This window comes from Streptomyces scabiei 87.22 (assembly GCF_000091305.1).
Taxonomy (GTDB): Bacteria; Actinomycetota; Actinomycetes; order Streptomycetales; family Streptomycetaceae; genus Streptomyces; species Streptomyces scabiei.
Window position 1 is genome coordinate 8,832,546 of the sequence record NC_013929.1, and the last position, 19,012, is coordinate 8,851,557.

Here is a 19,012-nt window from a genome sequence, read left to right on the forward strand (position 1 = left end):
GCGGCGCGGGGAAACCCGATGAAGGACATCGTCGGCGCCGTCCTCTCCGGCGAAGCGACCAGCGCCGATGTCGCCGGTCTGGCGATCCCCGAGTCCTGTCGCGCCGTGGTCCTCCGCAAGGAAGAGGTCGGCCTCTTCGAGGGAATGGCCTCGGCGGACAAGGACCCACGCAAGTCGCTGCACGTGGACGAGGTGCCGGTGCCCGAACTCGGTCCGGGCGAGGCCCTGGTGGCCGTCATGGCGTCGTCCGTGAACTACAACACCGTCTGGTCGGCCATCTTCGAGCCACTGCCGACGTTCGCTTTTCTGGAGCGCTACGGCAGGCTCAGCGAGCTGGCCAAGCGCCACGACCTGCCGTACCACATCATCGGTTCCGACCTCGCGGGCGTCGTCCTGCGCACCGGCCCCGGCGTCAACGCCTGGAAGCCCGGGGACGAGGTCGTCGCGCACTGCCTCTCCGTGGAGATGGAGTCGTCCGACGGCCACAACGACACGATGCTCGACCCCGAGCAGCGGATCTGGGGCTTCGAGACCAACTTCGGCGGCCTCGCCGAGATCGCGCTCGTCAAGTCCAACCAGCTGATGCCCAAGCCGGACCACCTGTCGTGGGAGGAGGCCGCCGCACCCGGACTGGTCAACTCCACGGCGTACCGGCAGCTGGTGTCGCGCAACGGTGCCGGGATGAAGCAGGGCGACAACATCCTCATCTGGGGCGCGAGCGGCGGCCTGGGCTCGTACGCCACCCAGTTCGCGCTGGCCGGCGGCGCCAACCCCATCTGTGTCGTCTCCAGCGAGCAGAAGGCGGACATCTGCCGCTCGATGGGCGCCGACGCGGTCATCGACCGCACCGCCGAGGGCTACCGGTTCTGGGCGGACGAGCACCACCAGGACCCGCGCGAGTGGAAGCGGTTCGGCAAGCGCATCCGTGAGCTGACCGGCGGTGAGGACGTCGACATCGTCTTCGAGCACCCGGGCCGCGAGACCTTCGGCGCGTCCGTCTACGTCACGCGCAAGGGCGGGACGATCGTCACCTGCGCGTCCACCTCGGGCTTCACCCACGAGTACGACAACCGGTATCTGTGGATGTCGCTGAAGCGGATCATCGGCTCGCACTTCGCCAACTACCGTGAGGCGTGGGAGGCCAACCGGCTGGTCGCCAAGGGCAGGATCCACCCGACGCTCTCCAAGGTGTACTCCCTGGAGGAGACCGGGCAGGCCGCCCACGACGTCCACCGCAACGTCCACCAGGGCAAGGTCGGCGTCCTGTGCCTGGCCCCCGAGGAAGGCCTCGGAGTCCGCGACCACGCCAAGCGCGCCCGGCACATCGACGCCATCGACCGCTTCCGGGAGACGCCTGCCGCTTCCCTGCCGGAGAAGGGGACACCTTCGTCATGACACCGCACAAGCCCGTGGTCGGGATCGTCGGCCTCGGCACTGTCGGCCGGGCGCTGCTGGACATGCTGCGGGACACCGGGCACGAGGTGATCGGATTCGACTCCGACCCCGCTGCCCTCGCCCGGCTGAACGGACGCCCCACGGCCGACGGCCCCGCCCCTGTTCACCTCGTCGCGGAGATCGCCCAGCTGGGCAGGGCCGACCTGGTCATCGAGGCGGTGAGCGAGGACGAGGCCGTGAAGAGCGAGATGCTGCACCGTCTGCACACCCTCTGCGCCGACGGCACCCCCGTGGTCACCACCACGTCCTCGCTGCCCCTGCCCCGGCTGGCGATCGCCTCCGGCCGCCCCGCGGACACGATGGGGCTGCGCTTCCTGATCCCGCCCGGGCCGCAGGGCCCGGTCCAGGCCCTGCGCACACCCATGACCTCACCGGAAACCGCCGTCGCCGTCGACGAGCTGATCGCCCGGCTCGGCCTGACGCCGGTGGCCGTGGACTCCCGGTGCGCGGCCGACGCCACCGCCCTGGTGTACGCCTACCTCAACCGGGCCATGACCCTGTACGAGCGGGGCGAGGTGGACCGGCACGACATCGACACCGCCATGCGCCTGGGCTGCGGCTTGCCGTTCGGGCCACTGGAACTGCTCGACCGCATCGGTCTCGACACCGCGCTGACCGTCCTCACCGGCCTGTGGACCCGCACCGATGACGACTCCTTCGCACCCGCGCCAGTGCTGCCCCGGTTGGTGAGCGAAGGGAAGCTCGGCCGCAAGAGCGGACAGGGCTTCTACGCGTACGACGTCGCCGAGCCGGCCGAGCCCCACCGCCTCGCCGGTCTCCCCGCCGCACCGGCCGAGGTCCGTCGCGTCGGCGTGGTGGGCTCGGGGACCATGGCCTGCGGTATCGCCGAGGTCGCGGCCACGGCGGGCTTCCCGACGGTTCTGGTCGCACGCGACGCGGACAAGGCATCCCAGGCCCTGGCGCGGATCGGCGAGTCACTCGTGCGGGCCGTCCGCCGGGGCAGGATCGGGCCGCAGACGAAAGCCGCCGCGCTGGATCTGCTGGTCGTCGCCGACGACATGGGTGCGCTGGGCGACTGCGACCTGGTGATCGAGGCGGTGACGGAGGACCTCGACGTCAAACGCGCCCTGTTCGCCCGGCTCGGCGCGGTGTGCCGGCCCGGCGCGCTGCTGGCGACCACGACGTCCAGCCTCTCGGTCACCGCGTGTGCCGAGGCATCCGGACGCCCCTCCCATGTGCTGGGGATGCACTTCTTCAACCCCGCCCCGGCGATGCGGCTGGTGGAACTCGTCCGCACCGACGCCACGAGCGACGAGGCCGCCGCCACCGCGCAGGCCGTGTGCGAGCGGCTCGGCCGGACGGCGGTGCACTGCCGGGACCGCGTCGGCTTCATCGTCAACTACCTGCTGTTCCCCTACCTGGGGCGCGCCCTGAACCTGCTGGACCGGCACGACACGGACATCGAGGGGATCGACACGGCGATCGAGCGGGGTTTCGGCCATCCCATGGGCCCGTTCACCCTGCTGGACACCATCGGACTGGACGTCTCGCTGGCCATCCAGGGCGAGTTGTACAAGGCGTTCGGGGAGCCGGACTTCATGCCGTCGCCCGTGCTCGGACAACTCGTGGCGGCCGGCTGGTTGGGACGCAAGAACCGGAAGGGACTGAGATCGCAGTGAAACTCCTCGGCGTGCTCCACCAGCTCCATCACGGGCCGCGGTCGCTGCCCGTCCGGACGGTGTGAGGGAGAGCGGCATGCAAGACAGGTTCACCGACAAGGTCGCCCTGATAACCGGCGGCGGCTCAGGACTCGGCCGCGCCACCGCGGTCCGGCTCGCGAGCGAGGGCGCCCGGCTGGTCCTGGTCGACATCAACGAGCAGGGCCTGGCCGACTCCGTGGTGGAGCTGGGGAAGGCCGCGCCCGGCACGGAGGTACGGACGGTCGTGGCGGACGTCAGCCAGGAGGCGGACGTGGCGCGGTACGTGGCCCGGTCCGTCGAGCACCACGGCCGGATCGACTGCTTCTTCAACAACGCGGGCGTCGAGCCGACGCAACGGCGCACCGAGGACATCGGCCACGAGGACTTCGCGCGGACCGTCGCGATCAACCTCACCGGCTTGTTCCTCGGCCTGAAACACGTGCTGAAAGTCATGCGTGAACAGGGGCACGGACGAGTGCTCAACACCTCGTCGCTTTTCGGTATCCGCGCCAATGGCCTGGGCTCCGACTACCACGCCTCCAAGCACGGCGTGGTCGGCCTGACGCGTAACGCCGGCGTGGAGTACGGCCGGTACGGCATCACCGTCAACGCCATGGCCCCCGGCACCATCCTGACCCCGATGGTGGAGAACCACCTCGGCGCGCTTCGCCAACAGGCCCCGGAGGCGATCGACAAGGCCCTCGACAGAATCCCGGCGGGGCGGTTCGGCCACCCCGACGAGGTCGCCGCCCTGGCCGCCTTCCTCCTGTCCGACGAGGCGTCGTACATCAACGCCACGGTGGTGACGATCGACGGTGGCCGCTCCGAGCGGGCCTGAGGGCGACGGGGCGGCCGCCGCGGGCCCGCGGCCCGGCTCAGGGCGCCGGTGTCATTTGAGGGCTGCGGCGGGAAGCGGCTCGTGGCGGACCGGTACTCGCCCGCCGACCCGGTGTTCCGGGCCCGCCGCCACGAGGAGGCCGACCTCATCGGCACACTGCTCCGGGACCCCGTGGGAGTCCGGCGGTGATCGGGCGTTCCGGCCCGCCGCTCAGCTTTGCGGAGGTCCTTGACCCGCCCCTGAGCGTCGGTCTGCGCACCGCTGCCCGCGCTTTCGGGATCTGCCCCGCGACGGCGTACAGCTGATCCGCCTCGGTTCTTTCCCATGCCTGGCGCTGTGGGTCGGCGGACGCCACCGCGTCCCCACCGCTTACCTGCTGCGCACGCTCGGTATCGAGGAGCGGCCGCTGTACGCCATTCCATGGAGGACGACATGCCTCGCGCAGCCTGGCCCTACGACAACAACGCTCACGCATCGGAGGATCCCGAATGATTACGGCACGGACGCTGGATCAAACGCCCTCTCAGGGCCGACGCCGGTGATCAATGGTCATGAGTGCTCCCGTCGGCGTCGATCCGAACGGGCTGAATGCCGAGAGCCCTGCGAAGCGCCCGGAACCGGACCGCCCACATGTGGCGGGCCGCTTCCGCGTCGGGCGCGTAGTGCTCCGCAGCGTGGTAGACGCCGGGATAGACGTGTAGCTCTGTGGTGACACCTGCGGCGAGGAGCCGCTGCGCCAAGGCGAGGTCCTCGTCCCGGAAGACATCGGCGGTTCCGACGTCGATGAACGTCGGCGGCAAGCCGGACAGGTCCTCCGCGTGCAGCGGAGCGGCATATCCGTCAGGCTCCTGCCCGGCGAGGAACCACTCCCAGGCCTCGACGTTGGTCTTTCGGTCCCACGCCCCGATCTCCGTGACCTCGTGAGCCGACGGTGTGGTGTTGCGGTGGTCGACCATCGGATAGAGGGCCATGACATAGGAGAGTGCGGGTCCTGCAAGGTCTCTCGCCTTGAGGGCAGTGGCAAGGGCCAGGTTGCCACCCGCGCTTCCCCCGAAGACCGCCAACCGTCCTGGGTCGAAGTCCAGGGATGTCGCGTTGTCGCTCATCCACCTGAGGGCGGCGTAGCAGTCGTCGACCTGTGCCGGGTGCGGATGTTCAGGCGCCTTGCGGTAGCCGGTGGAGACGACGAGTGCCCCGAGTTCCTCGCAGATCTTTACGGCCGCTCCGTGCTCGTAGTCGATGTCACCGAGGCACATCCCGCCGCCGTGGATGAAGAACACGGCGGGCGGGGCCGGCTGTAGCCGCCTGGGCCGGTAGACGCGTACAGGTACGTCTGCGCACCCCACCGGACCGGGCACCCACACGTCCTCGGTGGAGCAAGTCTGGACTGCCTTGACCGCCTCGGCCGTCTCAGCCCCATGCATGGCATCGATGCGCCTACGCTCCGCCAGGTCCTCGATGGCACACACCCCACCGGGGAAGTTCTCGAGGAGCGCTTCCAGCGGTGCTCGTAGCTCAGGATCGAGGCTGTCGTGCTGACTGACCTTCACTGCGGCCCCCTGTCGGTTGCGCAAGTCTCCATGGACATTCGTGCCCTCGCGGTCAACGGCGGCCGACATGGCGTTGACGACCCGCGCGGGCACGTCAGCGGCGTCGCCGACCCGCGCGATCCGGTCGTCGCGCACCGCGACTTCGTCGGCGTGCGGCATGGCCGGGTCGAGGGTGTACACATCCCGCCGAGCACCAGGACTGGTGACGACTCCCTGTGGTTCATCGGTCCTCCCTGGCGTCCACCAGGAAGCGGGTGTCGCGACGAGGGCGCAGGTACAGCACCTCGTAGCCGAGCGCGGCGGCGACGATTCCGACGGTGACGGCCAGGTCCACCGGAGCCGACTGGGACAAGGCGTAGGCCAGGGCGATGATCACCACCACTGGAGCCAGCGGCCACAGCGGCATCTTCCAACCGGCATGCGGTCTACGACGCGCGGCGAGCGCCCCGACGGCCAGCAGCAGGTAGACGGCGGCGACGATGACGCCGGTGATCCCGAGCAGGGATTCGATGTCGAAGAAGTAGGCGAACACGGCGCCGGGCAGTGCTACCGCCAGCGTCGCCACGACCGGCGTGTTGAAGCGCGGATGCAGCCGGGTGAGCGCGGCGTTGACCGGAGCAGGCCACGCCTGGTCACGCCCCGACGCGTACATCACGCGGCCGTTCTGCAGCACCATCACGATGACGGCGTTGAGGATCGCCAGCGCGATGACGGTGCTCACGGCGGCGGCGACCCCGGGACCCGCCCATGCCTTGACGAAGTCGGGGAAGCCCAGCACCCCCAGGTCCTTGAGTGATCCGGCGCCCACGACGACGGCGGCTGTCGGCACGATGATGACCGTCGCAGCGATGAAGATCGAGCCGAAGACGGCGCGCGCCACGTCATGGCGCGGCTCGACCATCTCCTCGGCCAGGTACGACGCGGTGCCGAAGCCGTTGACGATGAGCATCGCGACGACGAGCCCGGACATCACCACGCCGAGCGTGAACGGGGAAAGCGTCCCGTCGGTCAGCGCCTCGGGCCGCACCAGCGTGCTCACCGGGCGCTCGGCGTGCGCGAAGCCGAGGTAGGCGACCACCCCGGCCGCGAGGACTTCCAGGGCGAGGAAACAGCTGGTGACGAAGGCGTTCGCGCGGACGTCGAGGATGGCCGTGCAGGCGGCCAGCAGCATCACCACCGCACCGGTGGTGGCCCGGTCGAGGTCGGCGACGGAGCTCAGGTAGTCCGCCGTGCCGAGCGCGATGACCGGCGGGATGATCACGAGCAGGGCGGCCGTCAGCACGAAGGTCAGCCAGCCGAGCGTGCGCCCGACCGTGTGGGTGATCATCGCGTACTCACCGCCCGAGCTCGGGGTGCGCGTGCCCAGTTCGGCGTAGCAGGCGCCTACGGCGATCGAGACCACGACACCGAGGAGCAACGCGATGACGACGCCCGAGCCCTGCGTGGCCAGCAGCTCCGGAACGATGATGAAGAGGCTGGAGGCCGGCGTGATGCACGAGACGGTCAGCAGGATCACCGCCGTCACGCCGAGCACCGGCTTCAGCCGTCTCGACGCCCGGTCGGGAGGATCGACGGGAGGCTCGGCGGTGATCTCGCCGGAGGGCGATGCCATGGCGACTCCTCAGATTGAAAGGCTTTCAAAATGGACCTCGCGCCAATGTGGGGCTCCCCGTGGCTAGAGTCAAGAGGTGACCAAACAAAATCTCAGGCGACACCGCCGACTCGAGCGTCCGCGCGAGCGGGTCATGGAGGAGGCGTGGGCGCTGCTCGTCGAGCGCGGCTTGGCCGACCTGAGCCTCTCCGAGCTCGGGCGGCGCCTGGACACAAGCGCCGGTCACCTCTCCTACTACTTCGGCAGCAAGAGCGGCCTGCTCCTGGAGCTGCTCCGCTGGAGCGAGGGCGAACTGGCCGAGCAGCGGGAACTTCTGCTGGAGTCCGACAGCTCGGCCGAGGAGCGGCTGCACAGCCTGTGCATGCTCAACTTCCCTCGTGCCGCCGGTGACCCCCGCTGGCTGCTCTGGGTCGAGCTGTGGCCGCGGGTGATGCACGAGCCCGCACTGCGCGAGGCTCAGCTCGAGTTCGACGCCGCCTGGCGCGCTGATATCGCCCAAATCCTCGGCGAACTGACCGACGAAGTCGACACGCTCACGCAGCGAGTGGTCGCCCTCATGGAGGGGCTGAGCGTGGCATTGCTGACGGGCGACAGCACGCTCACCGTCGAACAGGCGTGGCGGCACGTGAAGGCACTGCTGCCCGCTACCGATCAGGACACGCAGCGGAATGCCTAGCCGGAGTACGGATCCTCTCTACAGTTACCGCCCGCGCGTGATCGGCTCGGTCTCTTTACGGCGAGACCGCGCACGCTGACGTGAGCGGGCAGGTCCTGAAGGTCCGCTGCCTGTAAATCCGCCCATGGACCGGCGACGTGCGGGCGCATCTGCGCGCCGCCCTGTGCGATATGAATGCGAGGCAGCAAGCATGCATGGCTGGTCTATGTGCACCCTGTGGAGCAGTCGCATCCTGGACGCTTCCGATCGGATCCACGGAGTCCGCGCTGACCGTCACAAGCGGTACAGAGCATGGTCCCTGAGCCCGCAGTCGGCCGACCCTCTGATGGCGACGCTGCTCGCCCTGAGCATCCATGCCCTCCTCACGGACTCCATCGCCCACGGGCATCCCAACGCCTCCGGTGCCGTCGAGCAAATACCCCTTGCGCAGATAGCACACACAGCCGCCATGCGCCCTCCGCATGAACTGCTCGCAGGCCTGCCCCATCTGAACAGCGAAGATCAGCTCCGCGTTGACGCCTTGAGACTCCTTGTCTACGACGACGCATCGGCTCTGCCCCTGGCCCGGCTCAGCGAAATGGCCCGCATCACCGTGAACCAGCTGGTCGTCAGCCTCCCCGCAGACAACCCTGTCTGTGCCGACATACCGTCGAACAGTCAGTAGTGCGGCGTACAGCCGAGTTGCCCTCTCGCTCCAGAACGGAGCCTGCCGCCGGTGGCGCCGACGTCCACCCGGCCGACGTCTCGACGGTGCTGATTCGAGCGAGGGCCTGCGACTGCTGCCCCATCGGAACTCCGATCTGGTGCGTGCATGTGAGGGGGATGCCGCCGGTGACCGGGGATGCCGGAGAGCGAGGCGTAAGGACCTGACACTCAGTGTTCGCACACAAAGCAGCGCCGCGCCCCCAGCGGAGGCGTCCGGCGCCGCCGATGTCGTATCACCCGTGCGATCGATGCCCGCGTGCTCGTAGCCGAGCCCGGTGTAGAGGTCCTGGCCGTGCTGGTTGGATCTTCTGGATCTGGGCGTCCAACATGTTGGCACTGCGGCAAGATCAAGGGCATGGACCTGGAGGGTATCGGCGCCGTGAGCGCCGCAGTCGTCGCGCTGCTGGGCATCGGGGGTGCGCTTCTCGTCGGTCGGTGGCAGATGCGGGGCGCGGTCAGGCAGGCCGAGGAGACCGCCAGAGCGGGCCTCAAGCAAGCCGAAGCCACCTATCGCGCGGCGCTGGACGCTGTACACGCCGAGTCCTCGGCTGCGTTCCACCAATGGCGGCGCGGTATGCAGCGGGAGGCAGCTCATGCTCTCCTCTTGGCCTGTGACCAGGTCGACGCTGCCGGAGAACGACTCAAAGAGGCAGCTCGTGTGGATCCGCATTCGCCGTCCCATGCCCAAGGCGAGATCGAACTTGCCGACGCTATGCACGCGCTGCGATCCGCGACCTTCGCAGTAGAGCTGGAGGGCCCCCAGCCGGTCTATCTCGAAGCCGCGCGCTACTCCACGGACACGACCACAAGGGGCGACTGGACAAAGAAGGAAGTCCGGCGCATCCGCGCGCTGGCCTGTCTGGAGAAACATCGCCTTGACGCGACCGAAGCCTTCGAGGCGGACAACAACGGAGACGGCCCGCCTCTGGAGTCACTTCCGGGCTACGAGGTCTGGAAAGCCTTCCAGCTGCTGATGATGGCCGCCAAGTACCACCCGGACCAGGTCGAGCGGGACAGCTCTGCCACGTTCAGGCCCTGCGGTGAGGATGTGAGGTCGGCTTACGGAAGGTTCTACGCGGCAGTACATGCGCTCCCGAACAGCGATCCAGTTCACCAGCACGCCCGAATCCTCTATCAGACAGGTCTGCGGTCGACCGAGTTCCAGGTCCCCGGCGACGGCGGCCACACTCCGAGCGAACTCGTCCTACGAGACATCCTGAATGGGCAGGAGGACGCACGAACAGCCTTCATTGCCGCTGCCCGCGCGGAACTCGCCCGGCCGTTCCACCATCTGGCGCCCTAGTCCGACCTGCGAGCACGTCGGCGAGCGTCCCGGTGAGCCGGCCGTGTGGGAGCGGCTCTCCCGGCTGTGGCTCGCGCGCGCCGACGACCTGCACCGCGAACTCGGCGGCCAGGCACGGTTCATGCTGTACGAGGCGCACCGAATGCTGTACGAGGCGCACCGAATGCTGCCCGCTCTGCCCGGCCGCCGAGCCGTTCTGCTGACCCTGCGACGCCCCCGACACCACCCGCGGGGGACGAGGGGGCCGATAGGGTACCCGAGCCCGGCCGCCTCGCGGAGGGCGCTGTGACCGGCGAGAGGACCCCGAGTTGAGCCAGCACAGCCGCACGGCGGTGTTCTCGGCAGGGTCCTGGGGAACGGCCGTCGCCAAGATCATGGCGGACGCCGGCAGCCGGGTCACCGTGCACGCCCGCCGCCCCGAGATCGCCGACGCGATCAACATCCGGCACCGCAACCCGGCCTACTTCCCCGAGACCGAGCTTCCCGCCCTGCTCACGGCCACGACCGAGCCGGCGGCTGCCTTGGACGGCGCGGACTTCCTGGTCCTGTCCATCCCTGCCCAGGCCCTGCGCGAGAACCTGACCGCGTGGGCGCCGCTCATCGGACCGGACACGGTGGTGGTGTCGTTGATGAAGGGCATCGAGACCGCGAGCGGCAAGCGGGCCAGCGAGATCATCGCCGAGGTGGCCGGCATCGGCGCGGAGCGGATCGCGGTGTTGTCGGGGCCGAACCTGGCAGGCGAGATCATGCAAGGGCAGCCGGCCGCCGCTACGGTCGCCTGCCCGGACGACCATGTCGCCCGACGCGTTCAGACGGCCTGCCTCACCCCCTACTTCCGGCCCTACACCAGCAGCGACGTCGTCGGATGCGAGATGGGCGGCGCGGTCAAGAACGTCATCGCGCTCGCCGTGGGCATCGCCACCGGCATGGGCATGGGCCACAACGCGACCGCCATGCTCATCACCCGCGGACTCGCGGAGACCACCCGCCTGGCCGTGGCCATGGGCGCCAGCCCGGTCACGCTCGCAGGCCTGGCCGGACTTGGCGACCTCGTCGCCACCTGTTCCTCACCGCGCTCACGCAACCGCACCTTCGGCACCCACCTGGGCCAGGGCATGAGCGTCGACGAGGCCACAGCCGCCACCCGGCAGACCACCGAAGGCGTCAAGTCCGCAGCGGCCGTCCTCGAACTCGCCCGCGCTCACGGCGTCGAGATGCCGATCACGGACATCGTCTCCGCGCTCCTGCACCAGAAGGTCACGCTCGACCAGGCCGCCGCCGCACTCATGCAACGGCCCCCCAAACCCGAACACTGACCCCCGGCGCCCCACCACACACGCGGCGGCGCCCCCACCACGTCACCCTCCCCACCACGGAGGCCCCTTTCCCATGCATGCATTTCATCCGTGCCGTCCGCTGTCCAACTCGCCGTCACCGCCGCCCTCTTCGGCTGGATGCTCACCGGGTTCACGAGCCTGCCCGGCAGGTGGCTGCGCTGGAAAATGTTCTGCCGCGCCAGCTTCACGATCACCACCCTCGACGGCACCAAGGACGGTCGCACCGAACCGGTGAACCCCTACCGCTACCTCTCCCCGGGCAGCCTCCTTCTCAGCCGCGAGCGGCTCCAGACGATCATCACCCACCTGACCCGCCCCGGCGGTTACGACCGCATCGACGGCCGCGGCCGAGTCCTGTCCGCGCAGGGCGAGCAGCCGATCGAGGTGATCGACAGTGTGGTTCGTCGACGCCCTCGTATCCGGATTCCAGCACCCCACCGCTCCCGGACGGCTCCACCTGTTCCGCATCCCCTACCAACGCGGCACCTCCTGCAACCAGGCGCCCGGCGGCCCGCACCAAACAGATGGAGCGGTGGCGTACGGGTTCTGGCTGCACCGGATGACCGGATCGGCGATGGAAGCCAACCACTTCGCCCGCGACTACGGCATCACCCACCACCCCACTCCAAGCCGGACCTCTCCCGACCTTGCACGGCAGACCAGCCCCTGCGAACAGCCGCGAGCGGCGTCATCCCCCGGATCCGCCTCGGCCTCCGCCGTGCTGCGGACCGCGCCGGAGAGACTCGTACAGGGACACGTGGCGGGAACCCCAGCCAGCTCACGGATAGCCAGGGGTTCCCGGTGCGCCATCACAACCCGCAGCAGTGTTCTCCGCAGGCCCATGAACGCTTCTGGCTTCCTTCAGATGTCCTTGAATCCGGGATCCAACCCACGTCGCCGCCTGTGCCGTATGGCACGCGGATCAGGAACTCGAGGCACGAGCCCGGTCGCTTCGCTGCCAGGAAGTCCGACGTGCCTGCGTGCGCCGGCGGTGGAGGCCCAGACAGGGGCGAGGGCCGCGGCGAGCTCAGGTCCAAGTGCCGACAGCGCTTGGGCGGAAGTTATGACGTAAGTCGGTCCTTGCTCTGGGCGGGTTGAGAGGAAGGCGTCTGACGGTAAAAGTCCCAGGTCAGACGCCTTCTTTCGTGTCTCTAGAAGAAGCCCAGCTTCTTCGGCGAGTAGCTCACCAGGAGGTTCTTCGTCTGCTGGTAGTGGTCCAGCATCATCTTGTGGGTCTCGCGGCCGATGCCCGAACCCTTGTAGCCACCGAACGCGGCGTGGGCCGGGTACGCGTGGTAGCAGTTGGTCCAGACACGGCCCGCCTGGATGGAACGGCCCGCGCGGTAGGCCGTGTTGGCGTCCCGAGTCCAGACGCCCGCCCCCAGACCGTACAAGGTGTCGTTCGCGATCTTGATGGCGTCGTCGAAGTCGTCGAACGGGGTCACGGAGACGACCGGGCCGAAGATCTCCTCCTGGAAGATCCGCATACGGTTGTGGCCCTCGAAGATCGTCGGCTGGACGTAGTAGCCGCCCTTCAACTCGCCGTCGTGCTCGATACGTTCACCACCGGTCAGGATCTTCGCGCCTTCCTGCCGGCCGATGTCCAGATAGGAGAGGATCTTCTCCAACTGGTCGTTGGACGCCTGGGCGCCGATCATGGTGTCGGTGTCCAGCGGATGCCCCGTCACGATCTGCTCGGTGCGGGCGACCGCCGCCTCCATGAACTCCGCGTAGTTGCCGCGCTGCACCAGCGCCCGCGACGGACAGGTGCACACCTCGCCCTGGTTGAGCGCGAACATCGTGAAGCCTTCGAGGGCCTTGTCCCGGAAGTCGTCGTTCGCGGACCACACGTCGTCGAAGAAGATGTTCGGCGACTTGCCCCCGAGTTCGAGCGTCACCGGCGTGATGTTCTCCGAGGCGTACTGCATGATCAGCCTCCCGGTGGTCGTCTCGCCCGTGAACGCCACCTTCGCCACCCGGGGACTCGACGCCAGCGGCTTGCCCGCCTCGACCCCGAACCCGTTGACGATGTTCAGCACACCCGGCGGCAGCAGATCCGCCACCACGCTCAGCCAGACATGGATGGAGGCCGGGGTCTGCTCGGCCGGCTTCAGTACGACCGCGTTGCCTGCCGCCAACGCGGGAGCCAGCTTCCAGGTCGCCATCAGGATCGGGAAGTTCCACGGGATGATCTGAGCGACCACACCCAGCGGCTCATGGAAGTGGTACGCCACCGTGTCGTCGTCCAGCTCCGCGAGCGAACCCTCCTGCGCGCGGATCGCCCCCGCGAAATACCGGAAGTGGTCGATCGCGAGAGGAATGTCGGCGGCCAGCGTCTCCCGCACCGGCTTTCCGTTCTCCCAGCTCTCCGCGACCGCCAGCAGCTCCAGGTTCGCCTCCATCCGGTCGGCGATCTTCCGCAGCACGTCCGAACGCTCCGTCACGGACGACCGCCCCCAGCCGGGCGCGGCCGCGTGCGCCGCGTCCAGCGCGCGCTCCACGTCCTCACTCGTACCGCGCGCGATCTCCGTGAACGGCAGCCCGTTCACCGGACTCGGGTTCTCGAAGTACTGCCCACGCGCCGGCGGCACGTACTCGCCCCCGATGAAATGGTCGTACCGCGCCTCGAAGGAGACGACCGCGCCGTCCGTACCGGGCGCTGCGAAACGGGTCATGAGTACCTGCCTCCTGAGAAGCGCCACCCGCCGTTGGGCGGCTCTCGCGAGGAGGCTAGAAACCACAATGTTGCAACGACGTTGCACCCCGCCCCGCCCCGCCCCGCCCCGCCCCGCCCCGCCCCGCCCCGCCCCGCCCCGAACGCACCCTCAGGAACGTCGAAGCCGTCCCCACCCCGGTGGCGCCGACAGTTCCGACTCCAGCTCGCGCAGTCGGGACCGCACCGCTGAGGTCGGCCGTACGACTGCCAGCGCCCGCCACACCTCCAGGTCGTCCTCGCCCCAGGGTGCATGTGTCCAGTCCGCCAGGAGGTCGGGATCGCGGCGGGCTATCAGCGCGGTACGCAATCCGTCGGCGAGTCGGTGCCGCAGCCGTACGACGGCCGGAGCCTGCGAACCCGGCAGCAACGGGCCCCCGTACGCAGCGGCGGCCGCCGTCACCGCGCCCGTCTCCAGCCTCCGTTCCACCACCGCCACATCGGACTCGACCGGGACCGTGATCCGGTACGGCCGTGACCCCAGCAGGCCCGGTCCGAGCAGGCGCCGCAGCCGCGCCAGCTCGGCCCGCAGTGTCACCGGCGTCACCGACTCGTCCTCGTACAGCGCACAGAGCAACTCGTCCCCGGACAGTCCCTCCGGGTGCCGCGCCAGCAGCACCAGGATCTCGCTGTGCCGACGGCTGAGTCTGATCTTCCTTCCGCCGACGAGTTGGGCCTCGTCGCGTCCCAGAGCGGCCAGTTCGATCGCGTCGGCCGCCGCTGCGGGCGGGGCCAGCAGGGCGAGCTGGGACTCGGCCGCCCTCGCCACAGCCTGGACGAAGCCCAGGCTGTGCGGATGGGCCAGGCCGTCACCACCGGTGATGTCGACCGCGCCGAGCACCCGCCCCGTGCGCGGATCGTGCACCGGGGCCGCCGCGCACGTCCACGGCTGAACCCGCCGGATGAAGTGCTCGGCCGCGAACACCTGCACCGGCCGGTCCAGGGCGACCGCGGTACCCGGCGCGTTCGTCCCGACCACGGACTCCGCCCAGCGCGCGCCCGGCACGAAGTTCATCCGGTCCGCCCGCCGCCTGGTCGCGGCATCCCCCTCCACCCACAGCAGCCTGCCCTGGGCGTCGCACACGGCCAGCAGATGCTCGCCGTCCGACGCGAACGTGCCCAGCAGCTCCCGGATCAACGGCATGACCCGGGCCAGCGGATGCTCCGCGCGGTACGAACCGAGGTCCCCGTCCGTCAGTTCCACCCGTGCGGTGCCCTCCGGCCCGACGCCCGCTCTCGCCGACCGGCGCCAGGAATCCGCGACCACCGCACGCACCGGCCGCGCCACCGTGCCCTGCTGTGTGAACGCCTCGTGCGCACGGCGAAGTACCCGCACTCGCTCGACGGGATCGGCACCCTGCTCCAGGGCCACCCATGGATCGCTCAACTCGGCCTCCCCGGAGAGCACACACCGCCGGGACCATCGTCACCGCCGAAGGCACGCCCGACAAGCCACGCGACCCCGACGCCGGGCCGGACTCCGGGGGCCGCTGCGGCTCTGACGGTGTCAGGCGGAGTTGACCAGGCGTATGTAGCGGTCCCAGTCCCAGTGCGGTCCCGGATCGGTGTGGTCGGTGCCCGGTACCTCGTGGTGACCGATGATGTGGGCGCGGTCCTTCGGTATGCCGTAGCTGTCGCAGATCGCCGAGGTGAGCTTCGCCGACTGCTCGTACATGGCGCCGGTGAACCACTCGGGCCGGTCGACCCAGCCCTCGTGCTCGATGCCTATGCTGCGGGCGTTGTACGTCCAGTCGCCCGCGTGCCAGGCGATGTCGTGCTCACGGACGCACTGGGTGACCCGCCCGTCGCCGGAGCGGAGCAGATAGTGCGCGGAGACCTGCTTCGCCGGGTTCCAGAAGACGGGCAGGGTGTTCTTGTACGTCGTCTGCGTCACGTGGATGATCACGAGGTCGATCGGTTGGCCAGCCGGGCGGTCGGCCGCGGTGTAGTTGGCCGAGCTCGCCGGTTCCCACAGGGCCGGTCTGCGGTCGACGGGCGGCGGCCGGTTGTCGGCCCGGGGGCTCGGGAGCAGAACGTAGGGGATCGCGGCGAGGGTGGTGCCTCGCAGGAGCCGGCGTCTGCTCGGCAACGGCCTGACTGGCTGCATCGGTCCGCCTCTCGGGGTGTGATTCCGCTCGGTCATCGCAGGTGAGGACGCGTCCATGGGCCGGACGGCTGCGCCTCGCGTGAATCACGGTACGGCGATCGCGGGTCGGGCCGTCCGGGCGGGGGGAAATCGGTGGACAGACGGCCGATTGTGGACAACTGCGCCACCCGGAAGGGTGATGTGCCCGCTCACGTCCGAGCGCTGCCGGTGCCGGCCCGTGTCACGGCCGAACCCCGGCCGTCGCCGGATCGTCCAGCACGGCCCGCACCACCGAGTGGGCCGCGCCCAGCAGCGGTCCGTCGGACCCCAGCCGGGACACGGTCACGGCGCATGCCGGACCCGCCGTCCGGCGTGCCAACTCCCGCTCCAGCGAGGGCAGCAGCCAGGGAGCGAGCGCGGCCAGGGCGCCGCCGAGCACCACGGTCTCGGGGTCCAGGAGGTTGACCGCGCCGGTCAGCGCGATGCCGAGTGCCGTACCGGCGCCGCGCAGGGCCCGGTGCACCTCCTTGTCACCGGCCGCGGCCCGTTCCGCGAGGAACTCCACACGGTGCTCCGCCGGTTCCAGGCCCGCCGCACGCAGTACGGCCTCCTCACCGGCGTACTGCTCCAGGCAGCCGCGTCCGCCGCAAGCGCAGGCGGGGCCCTCCGGGCGGACCGGAACATGTCCCAGCTCGCCCGCGAAACCGCGCGTGCCGCGGAGCAGCCGGCCGTCCACGACGACCGCGCCGCCGATGCCGATCTCCGCGGAGACGTGCAGGAAGTCCGGCGGGGTGCCGTCGCCGAGCCAGAGTTCCGCGAGGCCGCCGAAGTTCGCCTCGTTGTCCACGGTCACCGGCAGACCGCCGGGCAGGCCGCCGGGCAACAGGGCGCCCAGGTCCGTGTCGTGCCAGTCGAGGTTGGGGGCGCGGACCACCGTCCGGGCGTCGCTCGCCACCAGCCCGGGCACGGCGACCGCGAGTCCGGCGGGCCACAGGCCCTCGCTCTCCGCCTCGGCGACGACCTGCCGGACCAGCCGGGTGAGGTCGTCGACGACCGGCTCCGGGGACCGGCCCCGGTTGGTGCCCTGGCGCACCGCGCGGGCCCGCACCTCCCCGCGCAGGTCCACGGCGCAGACCGCCAGGTGGTCGACCCCGATCTCCGCGCCGATCCCGGCGGGGCCGCGCCCGCTGAGCGCGAGTGCCGAACCGGGTCGCCCGACCCGGCCGGGGCGCTCCGGGCCCAGTTCCTCCAGCAGTCCCGAGCGGATCAGCTCGTCCACGAGGGTGGACACGGCGGCCCGGGTCAGACCGATGCGGGAGGCGACCGCGGCGCGGGACAGCGGTCCCTCGGCGTTGACCGCATGCAGCACCCGGGCGAGGTTGCGGCGGCGCATGCCCTGCTGGTTGTCGGGCAGGCGGCGCCCGGAGCCGCCCGCGTGGGTGTCGTGCAGTGGTGCGGTCATGCCTCCCCCGGATCCCGTCGGTGTGTCCTGGTGGGCGTTCTGCAGATCATGACGGAATCGTATTTTCCCACGTCGGACACGCGCGCTGCGCTCAGCGGCCGCCCGTCCCGCGCTCCAGCAGCGGCGCCGCGTCGGACAGTACCCCGGAGATCCTGGCCAGCGTCTCCTCGTCCCGCTCCACGGCCTCCAGCACCGGCCCCCTCGCCGTGTCCCAGCGGCGGGCGACCGCGGCCGGGTCCTCGCCGGTGAGCAGCCCGGCCGCCTGCGCGGCGGCGCCCAGGGCGACCAGTTCCCTCGCCTCGGGGACCTGAACGGCACGCCCCGACAGGCGACGCACGGTCTGCTGCCAGGCCGTGCCCCGCGCGCCGCCGCCGATGAGCAGCAACGGCACGGAGGTGTCCGCGTCGGCGTCGAGGACCAGGTCGAGGGCGCCCAGCAGCGAATGGACGGCCCCGTCGTAGGCGGCCTGCAGCAGCTGGCCGCCGGTGGTGTCGTGGCGCAGTCCGTGCAGCAGTCCCGCGGCGTGCGGCAGGGCCGGGGTGCGTTCGCCGTCCAGGTAGGGCAGGAGGGTGGCGGTCGTACCGGGCTCCACGGCCTCGCGGTCCAGGTGCAGCAGGGCGGCGATCCGGTCGACGGCCTGGGTGCAGTTCAGGGTGCAGGCCAGGGGCAGCCAGTCCCCGCGCGCGTCGGCGAAGCCCGCCACCGTGCCGGTCGGGTCCGCGGGGCGGTGCCGGGAGACGGCGTACACCGTGCCTGAGGTGCCGAGGCTCAGCACCGGGGTGCCGGGGCGCAGCCCGAGCCCCAGCGCGGCGGCCGCGTTGTCGCCCGTACCGGCGGCGACCAGGGTGCCCTTGGCGAACGGCAGATCGTGCGTGTCCCGCACGGTCCCGGCGACCTCGCCGGGCCGGACCACACGGGGCAGCAGCGCCGGGTCCAGCCCCACACGGTCGAGGACCTCCGGGTCGTACGCCTCGGTCGCCGACGCCCACCAGCCGGTGCCGGAGGCGTCGCCGCGGTCGGTCGTGCCCTGGCCGGTGAGGCGCTCGGTGAGATAGTCGTGCGGCAGGCGCACGGCGGCGGTCGCGCGGACCGCCTCGGGCTCGTTCTCGGCCAGCCAGGCCCACTTGGTGACGGTGAAGGACGGTCCCGGAACGCTTCCGGCGCGTTCCGCCCAGGCCTTCGCGCCGCCCAGTTCCTCCAGCAGGCCGGCGGCCTGGGGCGCCGAGCGCACGTCGTTCCACAGCAGCGCGGGCCTGACCGGCTCGCCCCGGGCGTCGAGGGTGACGAGGCCGTGCTGCTGGCCGCCGACGGACACCGCCGCAGCCTCCCGCGCCGCCTCCCCGCACTGGTGCAGCGCCTCGTGCAGGGCGTCCCACCACTGGCGGGGATCGCTCTCCCGGCCCGCGCCGGAGGACACGGTGTGCGGTGCCTGCCCGCTCGCCACCACGCGTCCCGTCGACGCGTCGACGACCAGGGCCTTGGTGGACTGTGTGGACGAGTCCACTCCGACGACGAGCGGACCCTCGGCTGCTGACATCGGGCTCTCCCTCTCACACGGCTCGTGATGGGCCGCTGACGCGGCCGGCGCCTCTGCCGGGCGACATCTTGCCTTCC

At 70.4% G+C, this 19,012-nt stretch carries 15 protein-coding genes; 8 read left to right on the forward strand and 7 right to left on the reverse strand.

Annotation, left to right across the window (positions count from 1 at the left end):
* The first annotated feature begins 18 nt into the window (after nucleotides 1-18).
* The 3 genes from ccrA to SCAB_RS38165 all read left to right on the forward strand — a co-directional run bounded on the left by ccrA (nucleotide 19) and on the right by SCAB_RS38165 (nucleotide 3,954).
* Entirely contained in the window at nucleotides 19-1,395 is a 1,377-nt protein-coding gene (gene ccrA / locus SCAB_RS38155) for a crotonyl-CoA carboxylase/reductase (RefSeq protein ID WP_049875805.1), read from the forward strand.
* Complete coding sequence (locus SCAB_RS38160) at nucleotides 1,392-3,095, forward strand: 3-hydroxyacyl-CoA dehydrogenase family protein (protein ID WP_037727637.1); 1,704 nt, start codon at nucleotides 1,392-1,394, stop codon at nucleotides 3,093-3,095. The genes ccrA and SCAB_RS38160 overlap by 4 nt, the downstream gene beginning before the upstream one ends.
* A 76-nt stretch (nucleotides 3,096-3,171) precedes the next feature.
* On the forward strand, nucleotides 3,172-3,954 hold the full coding sequence (locus SCAB_RS38165) for a glucose 1-dehydrogenase (protein ID WP_013005382.1): 783 nt from the start codon (nucleotides 3,172-3,174) through the stop codon (nucleotides 3,952-3,954).
* A gap of 542 nt (nucleotides 3,955-4,496) precedes the next feature.
* On the opposite strand, the gene SCAB_RS38170 is transcribed toward SCAB_RS38165, so the two are convergent.
* Both SCAB_RS38170 and SCAB_RS38175 read right to left on the reverse strand, forming a co-directional pair.
* Nucleotides 4,497-5,663, reverse strand: a complete 1,167-nt coding sequence (locus SCAB_RS38170; RefSeq protein ID WP_197696213.1) for an alpha/beta hydrolase — start codon at nucleotides 5,661-5,663, stop codon at nucleotides 4,497-4,499.
* A gap of 61 nt (nucleotides 5,664-5,724) precedes the next feature.
* Entirely contained in the window at nucleotides 5,725-7,116 is a 1,392-nt protein-coding gene (locus SCAB_RS38175; RefSeq protein WP_013005385.1) for an APC family permease, read from the reverse strand.
* A gap of 76 nt (nucleotides 7,117-7,192) precedes the next feature.
* On the opposite strand from SCAB_RS38175, the gene SCAB_RS38180 reads away from it, so the two are divergent.
* The 5 genes from SCAB_RS38180 (at nucleotide 7,193) to SCAB_RS48795 (ending at nucleotide 12,209) form a co-directional block, all read left to right on the forward strand.
* Entirely contained in the window at nucleotides 7,193-7,792 is a 600-nt protein-coding gene (locus SCAB_RS38180) for a TetR/AcrR family transcriptional regulator (RefSeq protein ID WP_106437337.1), read from the forward strand.
* A gap of 325 nt (nucleotides 7,793-8,117) precedes the next feature.
* Nucleotides 8,118-8,456 (forward strand): hypothetical protein, encoded by a 339-nt coding sequence (locus SCAB_RS38185; RefSeq protein ID WP_148274244.1) that lies wholly within the window; start codon nucleotides 8,118-8,120, stop codon nucleotides 8,454-8,456.
* A gap of 396 nt (nucleotides 8,457-8,852) precedes the next feature.
* Nucleotides 8,853-9,800 carry a hypothetical protein gene (locus SCAB_RS38190; protein ID WP_037727641.1) on the forward strand — a complete coding sequence of 316 codons (948 nt, stop codon included), beginning with the start codon at nucleotides 8,853-8,855 and terminating at the stop codon, nucleotides 9,798-9,800.
* 308 nt (nucleotides 9,801-10,108) lie between these two features.
* Complete coding sequence (locus tag SCAB_RS38200; RefSeq protein WP_037727643.1) at nucleotides 10,109-11,116, forward strand: NAD(P)H-dependent glycerol-3-phosphate dehydrogenase; 1,008 nt, start codon at nucleotides 10,109-10,111, stop codon at nucleotides 11,114-11,116.
* A gap of 553 nt (nucleotides 11,117-11,669) precedes the next feature.
* Nucleotides 11,670-12,209 carry a DUF6417 family protein gene (locus tag SCAB_RS48795; protein WP_267892681.1) on the forward strand — a complete coding sequence of 180 codons (540 nt, stop codon included), beginning with the start codon at nucleotides 11,670-11,672 and terminating at the stop codon, nucleotides 12,207-12,209.
* Between the two features lie 79 nt (nucleotides 12,210-12,288).
* Here the strand turns inward: SCAB_RS48795 and adh are convergent, their stop codons facing one another.
* The 5 genes from adh to xylB form a co-directional block, all read right to left on the reverse strand.
* Complete coding sequence (gene adh, locus SCAB_RS38205) at nucleotides 12,289-13,812, reverse strand: aldehyde dehydrogenase (RefSeq protein ID WP_013005391.1); 1,524 nt, start codon at nucleotides 13,810-13,812, stop codon at nucleotides 12,289-12,291.
* A gap of 150 nt (nucleotides 13,813-13,962) precedes the next feature.
* Nucleotides 13,963-15,237 carry a helix-turn-helix domain-containing protein gene (locus SCAB_RS38210; protein WP_041671195.1) on the reverse strand — a complete coding sequence of 425 codons (1,275 nt, stop codon included), beginning with the start codon at nucleotides 15,235-15,237 and terminating at the stop codon, nucleotides 13,963-13,965.
* Nucleotides 15,238-15,357: 120 nt separating this feature from the next.
* Nucleotides 15,358-15,957 (reverse strand): N-acetylmuramoyl-L-alanine amidase, encoded by a 600-nt coding sequence (locus SCAB_RS38215; protein ID WP_041670108.1) that lies wholly within the window; start codon nucleotides 15,955-15,957, stop codon nucleotides 15,358-15,360.
* A gap of 220 nt (nucleotides 15,958-16,177) precedes the next feature.
* Nucleotides 16,178-17,398 (reverse strand): ROK family transcriptional regulator, encoded by a 1,221-nt coding sequence (locus tag SCAB_RS38220; protein WP_013005394.1) that lies wholly within the window; start codon nucleotides 17,396-17,398, stop codon nucleotides 16,178-16,180.
* A 91-nt stretch (nucleotides 17,399-17,489) separates the two neighbouring features.
* The gene (gene xylB / locus SCAB_RS38225) at nucleotides 17,490-18,935 is read right to left on the reverse strand and encodes a xylulokinase (protein ID WP_013005395.1); all 1,446 of its coding nucleotides are present in this window, start codon (nucleotides 18,933-18,935) and stop codon (nucleotides 17,490-17,492) included.
* Nucleotides 18,936-19,012: the final 77 nt, after the last annotated feature.